We start from the raw sequence: 15553 nt of genomic DNA, 5'->3' as shown, positions 1-15553 counted from the left end.
GTTAAAGAAATTTGCAGAGGGAGACGGTTTTGAAAGTGGTATACGTTATAAAGGAAAGCTCGTTGGGATGGTGGGCATTCACCCGGTGAGCTGGGGAAAAAAAGCGACGAGTCTTGGATATTATCTTGCAGAAGATGCTGGTGGAAAAGGTATTATGACGCGAAGTGTGAAGACTGTGCTTCATTATGCATTTGAAAATTTGAAACTGAATAAAATTGAAATTCGTTGCGGTATTGAAAATGCGAAAAGTCGTGCAATTCCAGAGCGATTAGGTTTTAAGTTGGATGGGATTTTAAGAGAAGAAGAATGGTTGTATGATCATTTTCAGGATATTGCTGTTTATAGTTTACTAGCTTCAGAATGGAAGGATATTCGATGAACGAGAAGATTTGTATTATTCCATATGAAAGTAAGTTCCAAGATGAAGTAGTAGATCTCATTGTTCATATTCAGCAAAAAGAGTACAATGTCCCAATTACGAAAGAAGAGCAGCCGGACTTACTAGAAATAGAAACGTTCTATCAAAGGGACAGCGGAAACTTTTGGGTAGCAACTTATGATGGTAAAGTAGTTGGAACGGTAGCTTTATTAGATATTGGGAAGCATCAAGTAGCGCTAAGAAAAATGTTCGTGAAGAAAGAGTTCCGCGGAAAAGAATGGGGTGCATCAAGTATGCTACTTCAAACAGCAATTTCTTGGGCGAAGGAAAAGAAATTGGAAGACATTTATTTAGGAACAACAGTTAAATTTCTAGCAGCACACCGTTTCTACGAAAAGAATGGTTTTCAAAGCGTGAGTATAGAAGAGTTGCCAAGAAGTTTTCCAGTGCTAGAGGTAGATAAGAAATTTTATAGATATATTATTTAAAAGGTCATTCATAAATGGCCTTTTTTTATGAACTAAAATGGAAAACATGGTATAATTTGGTTAGTGGAGGTGTGTGTATGGATTTTCCAATTCAAAGAAGTAAGTCAGCGGTAATTTTCGTTAGTCTCACGTTAGCTTTTATGTTTGTATATCCAATTGTTGTGTTCTTTACAAGAAAAGGGGATTGGGCTCCAGCTCTAATTGGGATGGGATTATGTTTTATTGTAAATATCCCTCTCGTTTGGGAAATATTCATTAAAAAACATAAAGTAGAAAATGGTATTTTAAAATATGGAATTTTAAATGACGACGTTGTATTAAAAGATATAAGAGTTGTTCGTCAAGTTGGGAAATCCCTTGAAATTACGACGAATGCATATAAAGTACATATGATTGCGATGCCGCAAGATATGACAAGTTTTTTGTCACTTGTTGAGAAAGAGAATCCACATGTGAAAATAGAAATGGTAGGTAAGAGATGAAATATGTAAAACTTTTGTTTTGTTTGGAAATTTTGTTTGTGCTTGTTGGTTGCACTAGAGTATATATTAAATGGGAATTGCCATTATATGTCCCAATATTAATAGGTACTATCGCAGTGATGCTTTTATTTTATTTTCATTTCCAGCAAACAAAAAGCGAGAAAAGTAGCTCCATATAAAGTAGGGGGATTAGAAATGAAAAAAATCTGTATGTTGTTTTTGTTTCTGCTAACCACATCTATTCTTTTAATAGGATGTAGTGCGAAGAAAGAGAAGTCTGATGTTAGCTTAGAAAAGGCACAAAAAATTGAAATAGAATCGCTTACTGATTCGAGTGATAAAAAAACAATTACCGATAAGAAAGAAATCACAAAGTTGTTTGAATTAATCAAAATGGATGAGTGGGAAATGGAATCGGCTCCTATGAATACTCCGCAAGGGAAAACGTTTAAAATGTATCAAGAGGATACACCGAAATTGTTGGATTCGAGTAAAGATAAACAAGAGTTACATGAAATTGGTACGATGACAGTATATAAAGATGTCCCTTATGTTGAGGTTGAATTGAAAATTAATAAAATAAAAAATAAAAATAGTTTTAAAGTACCAGAAGATGTAGCTAAAAAATTATTAGAGTATTAATGAAAAAGCGCTCGGATAGAATTCCGAGCGCTTTTCATATTATTTTAAGTTCTCTGGGTTTAAAGCTTCTAGTTCAGTTACAACGAAGCGTCCGTCTTTACGGATTAGTACGTCGTCGAAGTAAATTTCGCCGCCGCCGTATTCAGGGCGCTGAATGCATACTAAATCCCAGTGGATGTTAGAGTTGTTGCCGTTCCATGCATCATCATAAGCCTGTCCAGGTGTGAAGTGGAAGCTGCCATCGATTTTTTCATCGAATAGAATGTCTCCCATTGGATGTAAGATGTATGGGTTTACGCCGATTGCGAACTCACCAACGTAGCGTGCGCCTTCGTCTGTATCGAAGATTTTGTTAATGCGCTCTGAATCGTTTGCAGTTGCGTCAACGATTTGGCCATTCTCGAATTTAAGTTGTACATTTTCAAATGTATAGCCGTTGTAAGGAGATGGTGTGTTGTAAGAAACTGTACCGTTAACAGAATCGCGAACTGGTGCAGAATATACTTCACCATCTGGAATGTTTAAATGACCTGAGCATTTAATTGCTGGAATGTCTTTAATAGAGAATGTTAAGTCAGTTCCAGGACCAGTTAAGCGAACCTTATCTGTTTTATTCATTAATGTAACAAGGCTATCCATTGCCTTATCCATTTTACCGTAATCTAAGTTACATACTTCGAAGTAGAAGTCTTCGAAAGCTTCTGTGCTCATTTTAGCAAGCTGTGCCATAGAAGCATTTGGGTAGCGAAGAACAACCCAGCGTGTTTTCGGAACACGAATGTCTCTATGAACCTTTTTACCAACTGTTTGGCCGTGAACTTTCATACGTTCACTTGGAACGTCGGCTTGTTCGTTAATGTTATCGCCAGAGCGAAGGCCAATGTAAGCATCCATATCTTTCATTACGCTCGCTTCATATGCAGCGATTTGTTCGAAATGTTCTTCAGTAGCACCCATTAATAAAGAGCGATCTACTTGATGATCTTTTAAAGAAACGAATGGGAAACCACCAGCTGCATATGCTTCTTTTACAAGTGCTGTTACAAGTTCTTTTTGTAAGCCAAAGTTTTCAATTAATACTTTCTCACCTTTTTGTAATCGGATAGAGTAGTTAATTAAATTGTATGCTAACTTTTCAATACGTGGATCTTTCATATGTAAAGCCTCCCTACTAATTATGTATCCTCACCTATTGTAACCTACTTAGTGGAATTTGTTGAATGATTTATGTTAAAGTTAACGAATAAGTATGAAAATTCTAATGAAAAGATAGGGATTAGAACGAAACGGAAAATGATTGTATAATAAGAGAAAGTATGAAAAAGATAAAGGAAGTGATGAAATGCAAGTTCTTTTATATGTAAGTGCGGCTATTATTGCAGTTGCTTTCGCTGTATTAGTAGTGTATGTATGTAGAACGTTGTTATCGGTTCAAAAGACGTTAGAAAATGTTGCAAGTACGTTAGAAGGTTTAGAAAAGCAAATGCAAGGAATAAGCGTAGAGACGGAGCAATTATTACATAAGACAAATGCGTTAGCTGATGATATTCAAAAGAAGTCACAGTCGCTAAATAAAGTAGTGGAAGGTGTAGATGGAATCGGAACGACGATCCACTCTTTAAATACGAAGCTTCGCAATGTTTCAGAGTCTGTTACAGACGAAATTGAAAATAATGCAGATAAAGTGGCACAAGTTGTACAGTGGAGCAGCGCAGCAATTGAAGTATACAATCATTACCGTGCTACGAGACAAGAGAAAAAGATTGAAAAAGAAGAGCGTAAACTTGAGAAAGCTGAGCAGAAGGATGAAAAGAGAGAGAAGCGCTCTAGACTTCGCATGAGAGGTGAGTAATGATGAGTATGATGAAGATTGAAACAATTGAAGAACTTGAAGCGTTAGTAGAAAAGAATGAGCCTTACGTTCTTTTTAAACATAGTACGACATGCCCAATTAGTCACGGTGCATATACAGAGTTTCAAGCGTATTGCGGTGAAGAAAGAGAAGTGCCAGCATACTACTTATACGTACAAGATGCGAGAGATGTTTCGAACCATGTTGCAGAGCAGTACAGCATTAAGCATGAATCTCCGCAAGTGCTATACATAAAAGATGGAATGGTAGTATGGCATACATCCCATTGGAATATTAAAAAAGAAGCTTTAGAAGAGAATGTAAAATAGGGGGAGGCAAGCGAAGGGCTTGCTTCTTTTTTATTTTGTTGCAATATATTTAATGGTACACTATAGATACATTAAAACTAAGTAAATTGACTTTTGAAAGTGGGTTTTAAGCAATGAAGAAAATGGCGTTATGCATCGCAAGCTTAAGTTTATTACTGGGGGCTTGCAGCAATAATACTATTGAGAAGAAAGATGAAGTTGTACAGAAAGATACGAAAGAAAAAAGTATGATTCCAAGAACTGCTGTTTCTAAGGATTACTATAGAACTGTTATTCCTTTAAAAGAACAAAAGGTAATTAATACAGTTAATGTTAAAACTAATTCTAAACTAGATTTAGCAGAATATGAAAATGGTTTAATGGATATTGCTTCAAAACAATTCGATACAGAAAATTACGTATTACAATTAAATCAATATATTCCAGAGAAAACAATTGATGAATTAGTTACGAAACAAGAAGTACCAGTTTTGACTAATATTATAGAACAGGACTACTTCGGCAAACAGAATTCAAATGAACTAAGCTTATCTGGTGTTGTTATTGGTTTATCTATGTCTTCAAGTGTATCTAATGAGGAAGCTATTTCTAAAGGTACTGAAGTTGCTAAGGGGCTTGTAGAAGCTATTAATAAAAATGATAAATATAACAAATCACCAATTACGTTTGCTATATTCAAGCAAGAAAGTACAAGTTCTTTAAAGAATGGTACTTATATTGCAAGCGCTACTGTTCAAAAGAACGAGACTAACCTTGGAAATTGGGATACTATTGATGAAAAATCGTATTCGTATCCTTCTCAAGAATTTGAGGGAGCACAAGGAGAAGATAAGAAAAAGTTAGATGATTTTTCGGAAGCAATAAAGAAATTCTCTCCAGGAGATTATATCCCTGTTAATGCTAAGATTTCTTATAAGCAAAATAAGATGGATAAATTAAAGATGGATCTTGTCGTTAAATATAATGGTAAGTCAGAATTAATGGCACTCTCTCAAATTGCTGCTCAAAGTATGTTAGAACAATTTCCTAAAGATGCTAAAGTTCAATTACAGATAAAGTCCGAGAATAAAATCGAGGCTGTTATTATAAAAGAGAAGAACAGCGATAAACCGTTTGTTTCTTTCCTATAAAATAAAAAAGACAGTTTTTAAGCTGTCTTTTTTATTTTATAAATTTTCCGCAGTTCAATGAGTTTATGAAAGAATTAAAAGTATTCGGAAGTAAATTATAAAAAGATTTCTTAGTCTATGTAGCCCTTGTCACATAGTTTTTTACAAAAATTGACCTTTTTTGCATAAAAAATACGAAAATACGAGAAAAGAAGCGAATTTTTTCGAAACTTTTGCGGGAAAATATTGTATGACCCTGCGTTTTTATCGTATCATTAGTAAAAGGAAGAACTCGGGACGATTGTTGGCATCTGCAAATAGAGTTGATGTCTTTTTTTCATTCAAGTGAACCGATACATAAAAATAGATAACATAAATAGAAGGAGTGTGCGAAGAGATGAACATAACAATCTATGATGTAGCGCGCGAAGCAAACGTTTCAATGGCTACCGTATCACGTGTTGTGAACGGTAACCCAAATGTAAAGCCTACAACAAGAAAGAAAGTATTAGAAGCAATTGATCTTTTAGGATACCGCCCAAATGCGGTAGCACGTGGACTAGCAAGTAAGAAGACAACTACAGTGGGTGTTATTATTCCTGATATCTCAAATACGTTTTATGCAGAACTTGCTCGTGGAATTGAAGATATCGCAACAATGTACAAATATAACATCATTTTAAGTAACTCTGACCAAAACAAAGAGAAAGAGTTCCACTTATTAAATACGATGCTTGGGAAACAAGTGGACGGGATTGTTTTCATGGGTGAAGATATTACAGATATTCACGTTGAAGAGTTCAAAAAATCTCCAGTACCAATCGTATTAGCAGCGTCATTTGATGAGCAAAATGAAACGTCATCAGTAAATATTGATTATACACAAGCCGCTTACGATGCAATGAAGCACTTTGTTGAGCAAGGACATAAACGTATCGGTTTCGTCTCTGGTCCTTTCATTAATAAAGCAGGAAGCGCGAAGAAGTTACAAGGTTATAAAAAAGCTTTAGAAGAAGCAGGTATTTCATATGATGAAAATCTTATAATTGATGGAGATTACACATATGATTCAGGTATAGAAGCGTTTGAAAGACTTTGGGGCATGGATGAAAAACCAACAGCAATCTTCGTATCTTCTGATGAAATGGCACTAGGTGTAATCCACGCAGCACAAGACGCGGGATTAAACGTACCAACTGATATCGAAGTGCTTGGTTTTGACAACACACGTCTTGCATTAATGGTTCGTCCGCAACTTTCAACAGTTGTACAACCAATGTATGATATCGGTGCAGTAGCAATGCGTCTACTAACGAAATACATGAACAAAGAAAAAGTAGAAGATCACTCAGTTATCTTACCTCACCGTATCCAATTTAGAGATTCAACGAAGTAAGAATAAGGGAGCTCACAGCGATAGCTGTGAGCTTTTATTCATATTCAGGATAATGGTGTTTAACTACTGTATCTACACTTTCAGTTTTCTTAACATGTAAAAAGCGTGCATATGATTCTTTTCCTGTCTCAAATGGTGTGTCATCTAATTCGAAAACATGCAACACTTTTCTAAACGTCCATGTTACTTGCTCACCGTACATATTATCGTACGTATCTTCAGACTGTAGAGCTATCTTTTCACCTAGCTCATGAGCTTCCTCTAAATTGTTCGCCTTAACGAGAATGATACTTTCTTCAAAAAATGTATCGTGATTCTCTTCATAATGTTCATCAATTTTAATAGGATTAGGTTTACCTGAATGGACAGATTCAAATAATAATTTTACAGCATACACATGAGATCAGTCTCCTTATGCTGAATGTTTTACTTTATAAACAATACTCGCGATAAGTGAAGCGGGTATTGTAAATACGTTACTTTGATAATGATAATGTATTTGGGATTCTTCATAAGACATTCGCTACAGTGGGGGAGATTCCTTGTTATATGTCACACAAGTGCAAATTTAACTATTATAGGGCAATGTCATGTATAATAGAAAGAAAAGGCTTGTGAGGGGGGAGAAGAGATGATCGTTCTTTGGATAATTACGCTTTGCATGACTGCTATTTTTGCATATATGACGTTAAAACAAAATGGCTTAAAGCGATTTGTTCCAGGAAGTATTCTTGCAGGAATCGCCCTTATCACGTATGTAATTTCTATTTTTATTGAAAGTGTATCAGTGGACATGAGCACAAGTTTAATGTTCATGGGTATTACACTATTTGCAGGTAGTATTATGGTACTTATGGTTGCTGGTATTATTTTATTTATTCATATGAATTCGGAAACGTTATAGCATATAAAAAAAGGCATGTCCCGAGGGGGCATGCCTTTTTATCCGTTCAATTATGCTCTATCTTTAGAAGAGTTTTGTTGTTTTAGTAAGTCGCGAATTTCGCCAAGAATTTCTTCTTCTTTTGTTGGTTCTGGAAGTTCTTCTTTCTTTTCTTCTTCTTCTCTTTTAGATGTTAGTTTGTTGAAAACTTTAACAAACATAAAGATAGCAGCTGCAATAATTAAGAAATCAAAAATAGTTTGGATGAAGTTACCATACATAATAGATGATTTACCGAATGTAAGTTTTAAATCTGTAAAGTTAACGCCGCCCAGTACCATACCAAGTAATGGTGTGATGATATCTTTTACTAAAGAACTAACGATTTTACCGAATGCAGCACCGATTACAACCCCGACAGCTAAATCGATTACATTCCCTTTGAATGCGAATTTTTTAAACTCGTTCCACATGTGTTAATCCCATCCTTTCCACGATTCAATATGAAATTTATAATTCCTATCAACATATTCTATAGAAATTTGTGAGAGAAATAAAGAGGAAATGGGAATGAAAGTAAATTCTGAAAAATGTATCCGTTTTAATTTTTAGTTGCATTCTCCAGTAGAGATTGCAACAGTTGCTGCGTTTTTAATCCTTCTAATCCATCTACAACAGGTTTTGTATCTCCGTGAACACATTCGATAAAATGATGAACAGCATCTTCAAAACCGCGCTGTTTTAACGTCGTATCCCATGATGGTGAACCGCTTTGTGAAACAGAGTTTTCCTGTTCTATTTCAAATGTATTCATATTTTTAACGCGAATGATTTTCCCTGTCGTTACAAGTTCAATTTGTTCTAAATTTGTACCAGCATGGCGATGCATCGCCGTAGAAAGTAATAGTCCATTTGAAGTTGTATATGTATGATGTCCGTAAAGAAGTTCGTTCTTTTCATTGATTTGCATCATATTATGAACGACGTTAAGGTCATCGTTAGCTAACCAGCGAGCAGTATCTACAATATGTAAGTAATCATCTAACATAGTAAAGTCATACGTATATGGCCCCACTTTATTTGTACGGTGCTTTTCAATTCGAATCCATGAAATATCATTAGCTTGCTCTTTGGCAGTAACGTACATAGGAACGAATCGACGGTTAAATCCTACCATTAACTTTCGGTTATGCTTTTCGCTCATTTCGACTAGCTCTTCAGCTTGATCCACTGTAGCTGCTAACGGTTTATCGACATAAACGTCGATACCTTTTTTTAGAAGTGTAGAAACGATTTCATAATGTGTAGCAGTTGAACTATGAACGAAAACGGCATCACATTCTGAAGCTAACGTTTCCATAGAATGAAAGTCTTGAATACGGTATTGCTGACAAATTTGTTTCCTTTTCTCTGCGTTAGGTGTAAATGCCCCTACAAAATTCCAATCTGTTTCTTTTATAAGTGTTGGAAGATAGGCCTTTTGTGCAATACTTCCAAGTCCAATCATCCCGATTTTAGGTTTGTTCATGTTTATTCCCACCCTATTAATATTGATGTAACGGGTTAAATGTAGCATAGGGTGGGGGAGGAAGGCAAAAATTAGCTTTTTACTTACGTCCTTCTAGCAAGCCCTTCTCTATTTCTTTAAAGTTATGAGCATGTTGCAATGAAGGGAACATCATTATTGTCGTGTATATCTGAATCTGTAAGTAAAAGGATATATAAGGTAATTTATGTTAAAGTGTAAAAAGGGGATAAAACATCTGTGTCAACACGCACGATAGTTTGAGAGGGAGTGCTAGATTTTGGGGGCGGAATTAAAGAATAATAAATCAAACAAGGTTTTAAAGATTGGAACTAATATCATACTTATTTTATTAATTATTGGTGCAATACAAATGTTTTATGATGAAGATAATACAAATGATCATTTCGGTTGGTTATTTTTGGTCGCATTTTGGATGGTTAAAAGTATTTCTGGTTTTACGATAAGTTTAAAAGAGGGAGATAAAAAGTCGGTATTAATTGATTTAGGTTTAGTGCTCTGTTCCTTTTATCTTTTCTTTGTTTATAGTATGAAATATTTCTTCTGAAAATCAACTCACTAACGAGGCTTTAATGGAATAAGCCTCGTCTCTTTTTATCTATGTTATTCAATATTTTCGCCAATTGTAAAAGTTGATTCCATATTAGAACGATCGATATATTTTATTGTGATAGTAGGTATTTTTCTTTGAAAATAGGACTCAATTCACTCCAAACATCAAATTTATTCCCATCTAAATCGTAAAAAATAAAATTCTTTCCAGTATGTCCTCTGTCTTCAATCTCTCCAACCATCATTTCTTTTTTCATAAAGTCTTTATGAATGGATTCAAGTGCATTCAAGCCATTAACTTCAAATGTTAAAGAAAAGCGTTCTTCACCGTGAAAATCGAAAAAATTTAAGCTTTGATTATTTTGAGATTTAATCAGAAAAAAGCTTTGGTTTGCAAAGTTAATAATAGCCTTGTCTTCGTCTTTAAAGCTCAACTCTGCTCCCAATTTGTTTACATACCAGTTTGAAGAAAGTTCTACATCGGTAACTGGAATATAAGTCGTTCCAACTCTTAATAATTTTTCTCTCACTCTATTCTCCCCTTTTAGCAAAATAGCACTCATAAACTAACTTCTTCTCTCTTTATGTACGTATTGCCTTTGTGAGTTTGTAATTTCTTTTACGTCCATAAAAATTGTTGAGTGGTAGTAGTGAAATGAGTGGCTTCTTCTAAAAAAGGATAATGGTTACTATACTCAAATGGCACAAAAATAGAATTACGTATACCCTCATGTATCTCAATGGAATATTGAATCGGGCACTGCACATCGTGTCTTCCGCACATAATGAGCGTCTTTGTTTTGATAGAAGGTAAACACTTTCTTAAATCAAATGACGGATATTCTTGAGAGAAGGCATTCATCCGGCTGACGGACATTGTTTTGTGGATGTGCTTACAAAAATAAGAGTTATAGTTTTCGGGTTTATACAAAGATAATTTGGTTCTTTTAGTAGATAGTTCCTTTCGTTTTTCCTTTGTAAGATGAGGGTTTTTTAAGTTTTCGATGAGCTCTTGCATATAGTGAAACTGTGGATGTTCTGGATGATAAATACAAAATGGTGTTTCGGTATAGTTGCTTGCTGCGGCTCCGGCCATGACTAATGATTGTAAGGCATTTGGATATGTAATCGCGTATAAAAGTCCAAGCATACCGCCTGTTGAATGACCGGCGAAATGCCATGTAGAAAATTGTAAAGCTTCTTTAATCGCTTCTAAGTCGTGAATTGATTTGATCATGGTCAATTCTTTTTCTGAATTGGCTTTTTGAGAATTACCAGCATCACGTAAATTAATGAGGAATACACGGTGTGTCTGAGTAAAAGCTTCTGCAAAATAATCGCCTGTCTCATTAAACTGTGAATAGTGATGTGTAATGCAAAGTGGTTCGCCATTGCCTTTTACAAAGAGTTCGAATGTGCCGCGGTTCGTCTTGAGCATTTGTTGTTTCCACATAATAATCGCCTCTCATAAAAAAGAATAGGAGCAAATCTCCTATTCTTTCTGCTTAATACAAAGATTTTGTCATATTATTCCGAATAATTTCGAGAGATTTCGCTACAGTTAATGCATTTTTTTCTTCGATTTCTGGTTTTCTAGGGATAGGTTGATACATGTTGTCTGGATCTTCCCATGTGAGGGGAAGTTCTGTTTCTGCTTGTCCTTTCCAAGCGTCAATCCATTCTGGAGGGAGATAACCTGAGATGTTTTGGATGTTGTTCATTTCGAGCCAAATGAGTGCCCAGGCTCTTGGGACGACGCGCCAGTGGTCATAGCCACCGCCGCCGACGGCAATCCAGCGACCATTGCAATATTCATTAGCGATTTCACGAGCGAGTTTCGGTATTTCACGATAAATGTTCATCGTTGCGCAAAGGTGTGTGAGTGGATCGTAATAATGAGCGTCAGCACCATTTTGCGTTAAAATAATATCCGGTTTAAAGTACTCTGCAACTTCTTTTACAACAGTTCGATATGAATCTAAAAATGATTCGTCTTCTGTAAAAGCATCGAGTGGAACGTTAAAAGAATAACTATATCCATTTCCTTGTCCACGTTCATTTACTGCGCCAGTTCCAGGGAATAAATAACGCCCAGTTTCATGTAATGAAATGGTGCACACGTTAGGATCGTCATAAAAAGACCATTGTACCCCGTCACCGTGATGAGCATCTGTATCAATATATAAAACGCGTAAACCGTATTTCTTCTGAATATATTTCATTGCGATAGAGCTATCGTTATAAATACAAAAGCCAGATGCTTTACCACGAAAGCCATGATGTAAGCCGCCGCCTAAATTGAGGGCGTGCTTTACTTTCCCGGAAAGAACAGCATCTACAGCTGTTAACGTACCGCCAACGAGTAATGCACTTGCTTCATGCATATTTGGAAACATCGGTGTATCTTCTGTTCCGAGCCCATATGTCATCGCAATTGATTTTTCTAACTTTCCTTCTCCAGCAAGTTTCACCGCATTTATGTACTCCTCGGTATGAATGAATGCAATTTCCTCATCTGTAGCCATTCTTGGCGAGATGACTTGAGAAGGGGAGATAAAACCACCCTTTTGTAATAAATCATACGTAAGTGTGACGCGTAGTTGGTTAAAAGGATGATCAGGGCTAAAAGAATAGCCCCGAAAGTCATCCGAATAAATGAAGGCGCTGCTCATGCTTGCATCCCCATTATGTTTGGCCATAATACGCGGTAACCCTCTGCTTCAAGTGCATCAATCACTTTTAGAGGATTCATCGTTTGAATGCGAAAAACGAGTACTTTATCATTCTCATCTTTTGCTGGATAGACGAGAACGCTCACAATATTAATTTGTGAATCACTAAAAATAGCAACGACTTTTCCAAGAATACCAGGTTCATTTTTTACTTGAATTTCAATTTGTGAACTTGGTTGATGTGCACCTGTTAATTTTACTAACGTGTGCAGTACTGTAGATTCGGAAATAATGCCTACTAGCTTTCCGGCCTTTGTAACAGGGAGACAGCCAATTTTATTTTCAAAAAATAAAGTAGCAATTTCCTCAACGAAATCAAGAGGATGGCAAGTCATGACAGGGTGTTTCATAATAAGTTCGAGCGGTTGCTGTAGCATATCGAGTGAAACTTGTTCATCAAGAATTGATGGACTTGCATCTCTTACATCCCGGTCAGAAATAATGCCTACTACGTGATTATTTTGATCGACAATTGGAATGTGCCGAATACCTTTCGTACGTATTGTTCGGATTGCTGTTTCGATTGTGTCATCTGGATGCAATGTTACTACATTTTGATTCATAATTTCTTCTACAATCATTCCAGTTGCCCCCTTTATTAATACATAAAACGATTGTGAAAACGTAGACGATCGAATGCTTGAATGGAATCCGTATCGACGCGCTTACCGATGCGAACCATTAAACAGTTAGCGGGGTGTGAACAAATTTCAGGATCGTCTGTAGCCATCCATTGTAAACCACCGGCATTCATCATTTTTTCCATTACTTTTCGGTATTCCCAAATATTTAAGCCTGTTTGTTTTAAATCCCAGTGCCAATAATATTCAGTCGTTAATATAATGTAATCTTCCATATGATCGTCCATCATTGAAACTTCTAATAAGTTTTTTCCGACAGAGCAACCGCGAAAGGCTGGGACAACTTCAATGGCCCCGAGTTCAATTAAGTTTCCAATCTTTCCTTCTGACCATCGCTCGAGAGGATCAGGATATAAGTATGTAACATATCCAACGATTGTTTGGTCATGTCTAGCAATAATGAGACGAGCTTCTGGTAATTTAGAAATTTCGACAATTGCTTTATATTGCTGCTCGGCAGGACGAAACGCAATTAAGTCTGGATGAAATTCATACATTTCTAAGTTATGTGTAGAGACAGGACCTTCAATAATTAAAGTGCCTTTCGCTGTTTTTAAGTTTCTGGCATTATATATTTTTTTATGAATCAATTTATTGCTCACCACCTTGAGGGTTTGTGAATCTATTAATATCGTACTTTATAATATATGCGATGTGAATCGAATTTTGTCATTAAAAATTTGTCTAAAAATCAACAAAAATACTGAAAATTTTAAATAATGTTATTATAATAGATAATAGAATACATAGGAGGGGGATGTAAAGTATGAAAGTAGAAACGCTTCCTGTCATTAAAGGAGAAAATAATTTGCCGAATTATGAAGAGGCATACGCGAATTTTAACTGGGAAGAGGTTAATAAAAATTTTACTTGGAATGAAACTGGCCGAGTAAATATGGCGTATGAGGCAATTGATAAGCATGCGAAATCCGATCGAAAGAATAAAGTAGCACTTTATTATCAAGATGGATCGCGAAAAGAGAAATATACGTTTAAGGAAATGAAGGATTTTTCTAATAAAGCAGGAAATGTCCTGAAAAACTATGGCGATGTTGAGAAAGGCGATCGCGTTTTTATTTTTATGCCGCGTTCCCCAGAATTATATTTCGCACTTCTAGGTGCAGTGAAATTAGGGGCAATTGTTGGACCATTATTTGAAGCATTTATGGAAGGCGCAGTTCGCGATCGTTTAGAAGATAGCGAAGCAAAGGTGTTAATTACAACTCCTGAATTGTTAGAGCGCATACCATTAAATGATTTACCTGCTTTAAAAACGGTCTTCCTTGTTGGAGACAATGCAGAAGAAGGCGGTAAAACTGTAGCGTTCAATCCTTTATTTGAACAAGCTTCAAAAGAATTACATATCGAGTGGTTAGGCCGTGAAGACGGTTTAATTCTACATTACACATCGGGTTCTACTGGTAAGCCAAAAGGCGTCCTTCATGCTCAAAACGCAATGGTGCAGCACTATCAAACAGCGAAATGGGTATTAGACTTAAAAGAAGATGATGTATATTGGTGTACAGCTGATCCTGGCTGGGTAACTGGAACAGCTTACGGTATTTTTGCACCGTGGTTAGTGGGGGCATCAAATGTTATTTTAGGTGGACGCTTTAGTCCAGAAGCGTGGTATGAAGCGTTACAAGATTACGGTGTAACAGTTTGGTATAGCGCACCAACAGCGTTCCGTATGTTAATGGGAGCTGGACAAGACACAATTAAAAAATATGATTTATCACAAGTGCGTCACGTATTAAGTGTTGGTGAGCCATTAAATCCAGAAGTAATTCGCTGGGGTATGAGCGCATTTGGACTTCGTATTCATGATACGTGGTGGATGACAGAAACAGGTGGACAAGTTATTTGTAACTATCCTTGTATGGAAATCCGTCCAGGTTCAATGGGTAAACCAATTCCAGGTGTGAAAGCAGCGATTGTTGATAATGAAGGAAATGAAGTGCCTCCATACACAATGGGGAATTTAGCGATTGGTAAAGGCTGGCCAGCTATGATGCGTGGAATCTGGAATAACCCACAAAAATATGATTCTTACTTCATGCCGGGAGATTGGTACGTATCAGGTGACTCAGCTTATATGGACGAAGATGGATACTTCTGGTTCCAAGGACGTATTGATGATGTAATAATGACGTCAGGTGAGCGCGTTGGTCCGTTTGAAGTAGAAAGTAAATTAATCGAGCATGCTGCTGTAGCAGAAGCTGGTGTAATTGGTATTCCTGATCCAGTACGCGGGGAAATCATTAAAGCATTTATCGCGCTTCGCGTGGGATACGAACCGTCTGATGAATTAAAAGAAGAGATTCGTCAATTTGTGAAAAAAGGCCTAGCAGCTCATGCAGCTCCAAGACAAATTGAATTTAGAGATAAATTACCGAAAACGAGAAGTGGTAAAATTATGCGCCGCGTATTAAAAGCGTGGGAGCTGAATTTACCAACAGGTGACTTATCAACGATGGAAGATTAAGAGAGAAAGGTCTGAACGAAACAACGTTCAGGCCTTT

At 36.3% G+C, this 15553-nt stretch carries 21 protein-coding genes and 2 pseudogenes; 13 read left to right on the top strand and 10 right to left on the bottom strand.

Features of this window, described 5'->3' with window-relative positions:
• The 5 genes from ACFWDE_RS12325 to ACFWDE_RS12305 all read left to right on the top strand — a co-directional run.
• Window positions 1–379, top strand: a 379-nt coding sequence (locus ACFWDE_RS12325) for a GNAT family N-acetyltransferase (protein ID WP_377892585.1), incomplete at its 5' end; no start/stop codon positions are given.
• Window positions 376–867: a GNAT family N-acetyltransferase gene (locus tag ACFWDE_RS12320; RefSeq protein WP_377892583.1), complete on the top strand. Its 492-nt coding sequence runs from the start codon at window positions 376–378 to the stop codon at window positions 865–867. The genes ACFWDE_RS12325 and ACFWDE_RS12320, both read left to right, overlap by 4 nt.
• A gap of 77 nt (window positions 868–944) precedes the next feature.
• Window positions 945–1349 carry a PH domain-containing protein gene (locus ACFWDE_RS12315; protein ID WP_002145353.1) on the top strand — a complete coding sequence of 135 codons (405 nt, stop codon included), beginning with the start codon at window positions 945–947 and terminating at the stop codon, window positions 1347–1349.
• Window positions 1346–1528 (top strand): hypothetical protein, encoded by a 183-nt coding sequence (locus tag ACFWDE_RS12310; protein ID WP_377892581.1) that lies wholly within the window; start codon window positions 1346–1348, stop codon window positions 1526–1528. Before ACFWDE_RS12315 ends, ACFWDE_RS12310 begins: the two co-directional genes overlap by 4 nt.
• A 16-nt stretch (window positions 1529–1544) precedes the next feature.
• On the top strand, window positions 1545–1991 hold the full coding sequence (locus ACFWDE_RS12305) for a hypothetical protein (RefSeq protein ID WP_377892579.1): 447 nt from the start codon (window positions 1545–1547) through the stop codon (window positions 1989–1991).
• A 39-nt stretch (window positions 1992–2030) separates the two neighbouring features.
• Here the strand turns inward: ACFWDE_RS12305 and ACFWDE_RS12300 are convergent, their stop codons facing one another.
• Window positions 2031–3146, bottom strand: a complete 1116-nt coding sequence (locus ACFWDE_RS12300) for an aminopeptidase (protein ID WP_002034367.1) — start codon at window positions 3144–3146, stop codon at window positions 2031–2033.
• A gap of 187 nt (window positions 3147–3333) precedes the next feature.
• Here ACFWDE_RS12300 and ACFWDE_RS12295 point away from each other — a divergent pair.
• The 5 genes and pseudogenes from ACFWDE_RS12295 to ccpA all read left to right on the top strand — a co-directional run.
• Window positions 3334–3603 (top strand): annotated as a pseudogene (locus tag ACFWDE_RS12295) (DUF948 domain-containing protein); the annotation flags it as partial.
• Between the two features lie 172 nt (window positions 3604–3775).
• Window positions 3776–3832, top strand: a complete 57-nt coding sequence (locus ACFWDE_RS12290; protein WP_377892591.1) for a hypothetical protein — start codon at window positions 3776–3778, stop codon at window positions 3830–3832.
• A 13-nt stretch (window positions 3833–3845) separates the two neighbouring features.
• A complete protein-coding gene (ytxJ, locus tag ACFWDE_RS12285) occupies window positions 3846–4172 on the top strand; it encodes a bacillithiol system redox-active protein YtxJ (protein WP_002145356.1) in 327 nt (108 codons plus the stop codon).
• 113 nt (window positions 4173–4285) lie between these two features.
• Window positions 4286–5302 (top strand): CamS family sex pheromone protein, encoded by a 1017-nt coding sequence (locus ACFWDE_RS12280; RefSeq protein WP_377892577.1) that lies wholly within the window; start codon window positions 4286–4288, stop codon window positions 5300–5302.
• Between the two features lie 376 nt (window positions 5303–5678).
• Window positions 5679–6677, top strand: a complete 999-nt coding sequence (gene ccpA, locus ACFWDE_RS12275) for a catabolite control protein A (protein ID WP_377892575.1) — start codon at window positions 5679–5681, stop codon at window positions 6675–6677.
• Window positions 6678–6711: 34 nt separating this feature from the next.
• Here the strand turns inward: ccpA and ACFWDE_RS12270 are convergent, their stop codons facing one another.
• Window positions 6712–7074 carry a DUF4288 domain-containing protein gene (locus tag ACFWDE_RS12270; protein WP_377892573.1) on the bottom strand — a complete coding sequence of 121 codons (363 nt, stop codon included), beginning with the start codon at window positions 7072–7074 and terminating at the stop codon, window positions 6712–6714.
• Between the two features lie 15 nt (window positions 7075–7089).
• Window positions 7090–7197: pseudogene (locus ACFWDE_RS12265) on the bottom strand (DUF3949 domain-containing protein); the annotation flags it as partial.
• Between the two features lie 111 nt (window positions 7198–7308).
• On the opposite strand from ACFWDE_RS12265, the gene ACFWDE_RS12260 reads away from it, so the two are divergent.
• Window positions 7309–7581, top strand: coding sequence for a DUF3917 domain-containing protein (locus ACFWDE_RS12260; RefSeq protein WP_000636592.1), 273 nt, complete (start codon window positions 7309–7311; stop codon window positions 7579–7581).
• A 50-nt stretch (window positions 7582–7631) separates the two neighbouring features.
• Here the strand turns inward: ACFWDE_RS12260 and mscL are convergent, their stop codons facing one another.
• Window positions 7632–8033, bottom strand: coding sequence for a large-conductance mechanosensitive channel protein MscL (mscL, locus tag ACFWDE_RS12255; protein ID WP_002015591.1), 402 nt, complete (start codon window positions 8031–8033; stop codon window positions 7632–7634).
• Window positions 8034–8161: 128 nt separating this feature from the next.
• Entirely contained in the window at window positions 8162–9088 is a 927-nt protein-coding gene (locus ACFWDE_RS12250; protein ID WP_377892570.1) for a Gfo/Idh/MocA family protein, read from the bottom strand.
• Window positions 9089–9365: 277 nt separating this feature from the next.
• On the opposite strand from ACFWDE_RS12250, the gene ACFWDE_RS12245 reads away from it, so the two are divergent.
• Window positions 9366–9653, top strand: coding sequence for a hypothetical protein (locus tag ACFWDE_RS12245; RefSeq protein WP_377892568.1), 288 nt, complete (start codon window positions 9366–9368; stop codon window positions 9651–9653).
• Between the two features lie 115 nt (window positions 9654–9768).
• On the opposite strand, the gene ACFWDE_RS12240 is transcribed toward ACFWDE_RS12245, so the two are convergent.
• The 5 genes from ACFWDE_RS12240 to acuA all read right to left on the bottom strand — a co-directional run bounded on the left by ACFWDE_RS12240 (window position 9769) and on the right by acuA (window position 13621).
• Window positions 9769–10188, bottom strand: a complete 420-nt coding sequence (locus ACFWDE_RS12240) for a VOC family protein (RefSeq protein ID WP_377892567.1) — start codon at window positions 10186–10188, stop codon at window positions 9769–9771.
• Between the two features lie 89 nt (window positions 10189–10277).
• On the bottom strand, window positions 10278–11111 hold the full coding sequence (locus ACFWDE_RS12235) for an alpha/beta fold hydrolase (RefSeq protein WP_377892566.1): 834 nt from the start codon (window positions 11109–11111) through the stop codon (window positions 10278–10280).
• Between the two features lie 52 nt (window positions 11112–11163).
• Window positions 11164–12330, bottom strand: coding sequence for an acetoin utilization protein AcuC (gene acuC / locus ACFWDE_RS12230; protein ID WP_377892590.1), 1167 nt, complete (start codon window positions 12328–12330; stop codon window positions 11164–11166).
• On the bottom strand, window positions 12327–12971 hold the full coding sequence (locus ACFWDE_RS12225) for an acetoin utilization AcuB family protein (RefSeq protein WP_377892565.1): 645 nt from the start codon (window positions 12969–12971) through the stop codon (window positions 12327–12329). Before ACFWDE_RS12225 ends, acuC begins: the two co-directional genes overlap by 4 nt.
• Window positions 12972–12988: 17 nt before the next feature.
• Complete coding sequence (acuA, locus tag ACFWDE_RS12220) at window positions 12989–13621, bottom strand: acetoin utilization protein acetyltransferase AcuA (protein ID WP_377892563.1); 633 nt, start codon at window positions 13619–13621, stop codon at window positions 12989–12991.
• 176 nt (window positions 13622–13797) lie between these two features.
• On the opposite strand from acuA, the gene acsA reads away from it, so the two are divergent.
• Window positions 13798–15516: an acetate--CoA ligase gene (gene acsA / locus ACFWDE_RS12215; RefSeq protein WP_002145366.1), complete on the top strand. Its 1719-nt coding sequence runs from the start codon at window positions 13798–13800 to the stop codon at window positions 15514–15516.
• Window positions 15517–15553: the final 37 nt, after the last annotated feature.

Origin of the sequence: Bacillus sp. NPDC060175, from assembly GCF_042728695.1 — a bacterium.
Taxonomy (GTDB): Bacteria; Bacillota; Bacilli; order Bacillales; family Bacillaceae_G; genus Bacillus_A.
The sequence above is the reverse complement of the archived record's forward strand: the minus strand, read 5'-3'. Positions and strand labels throughout refer to the sequence as shown.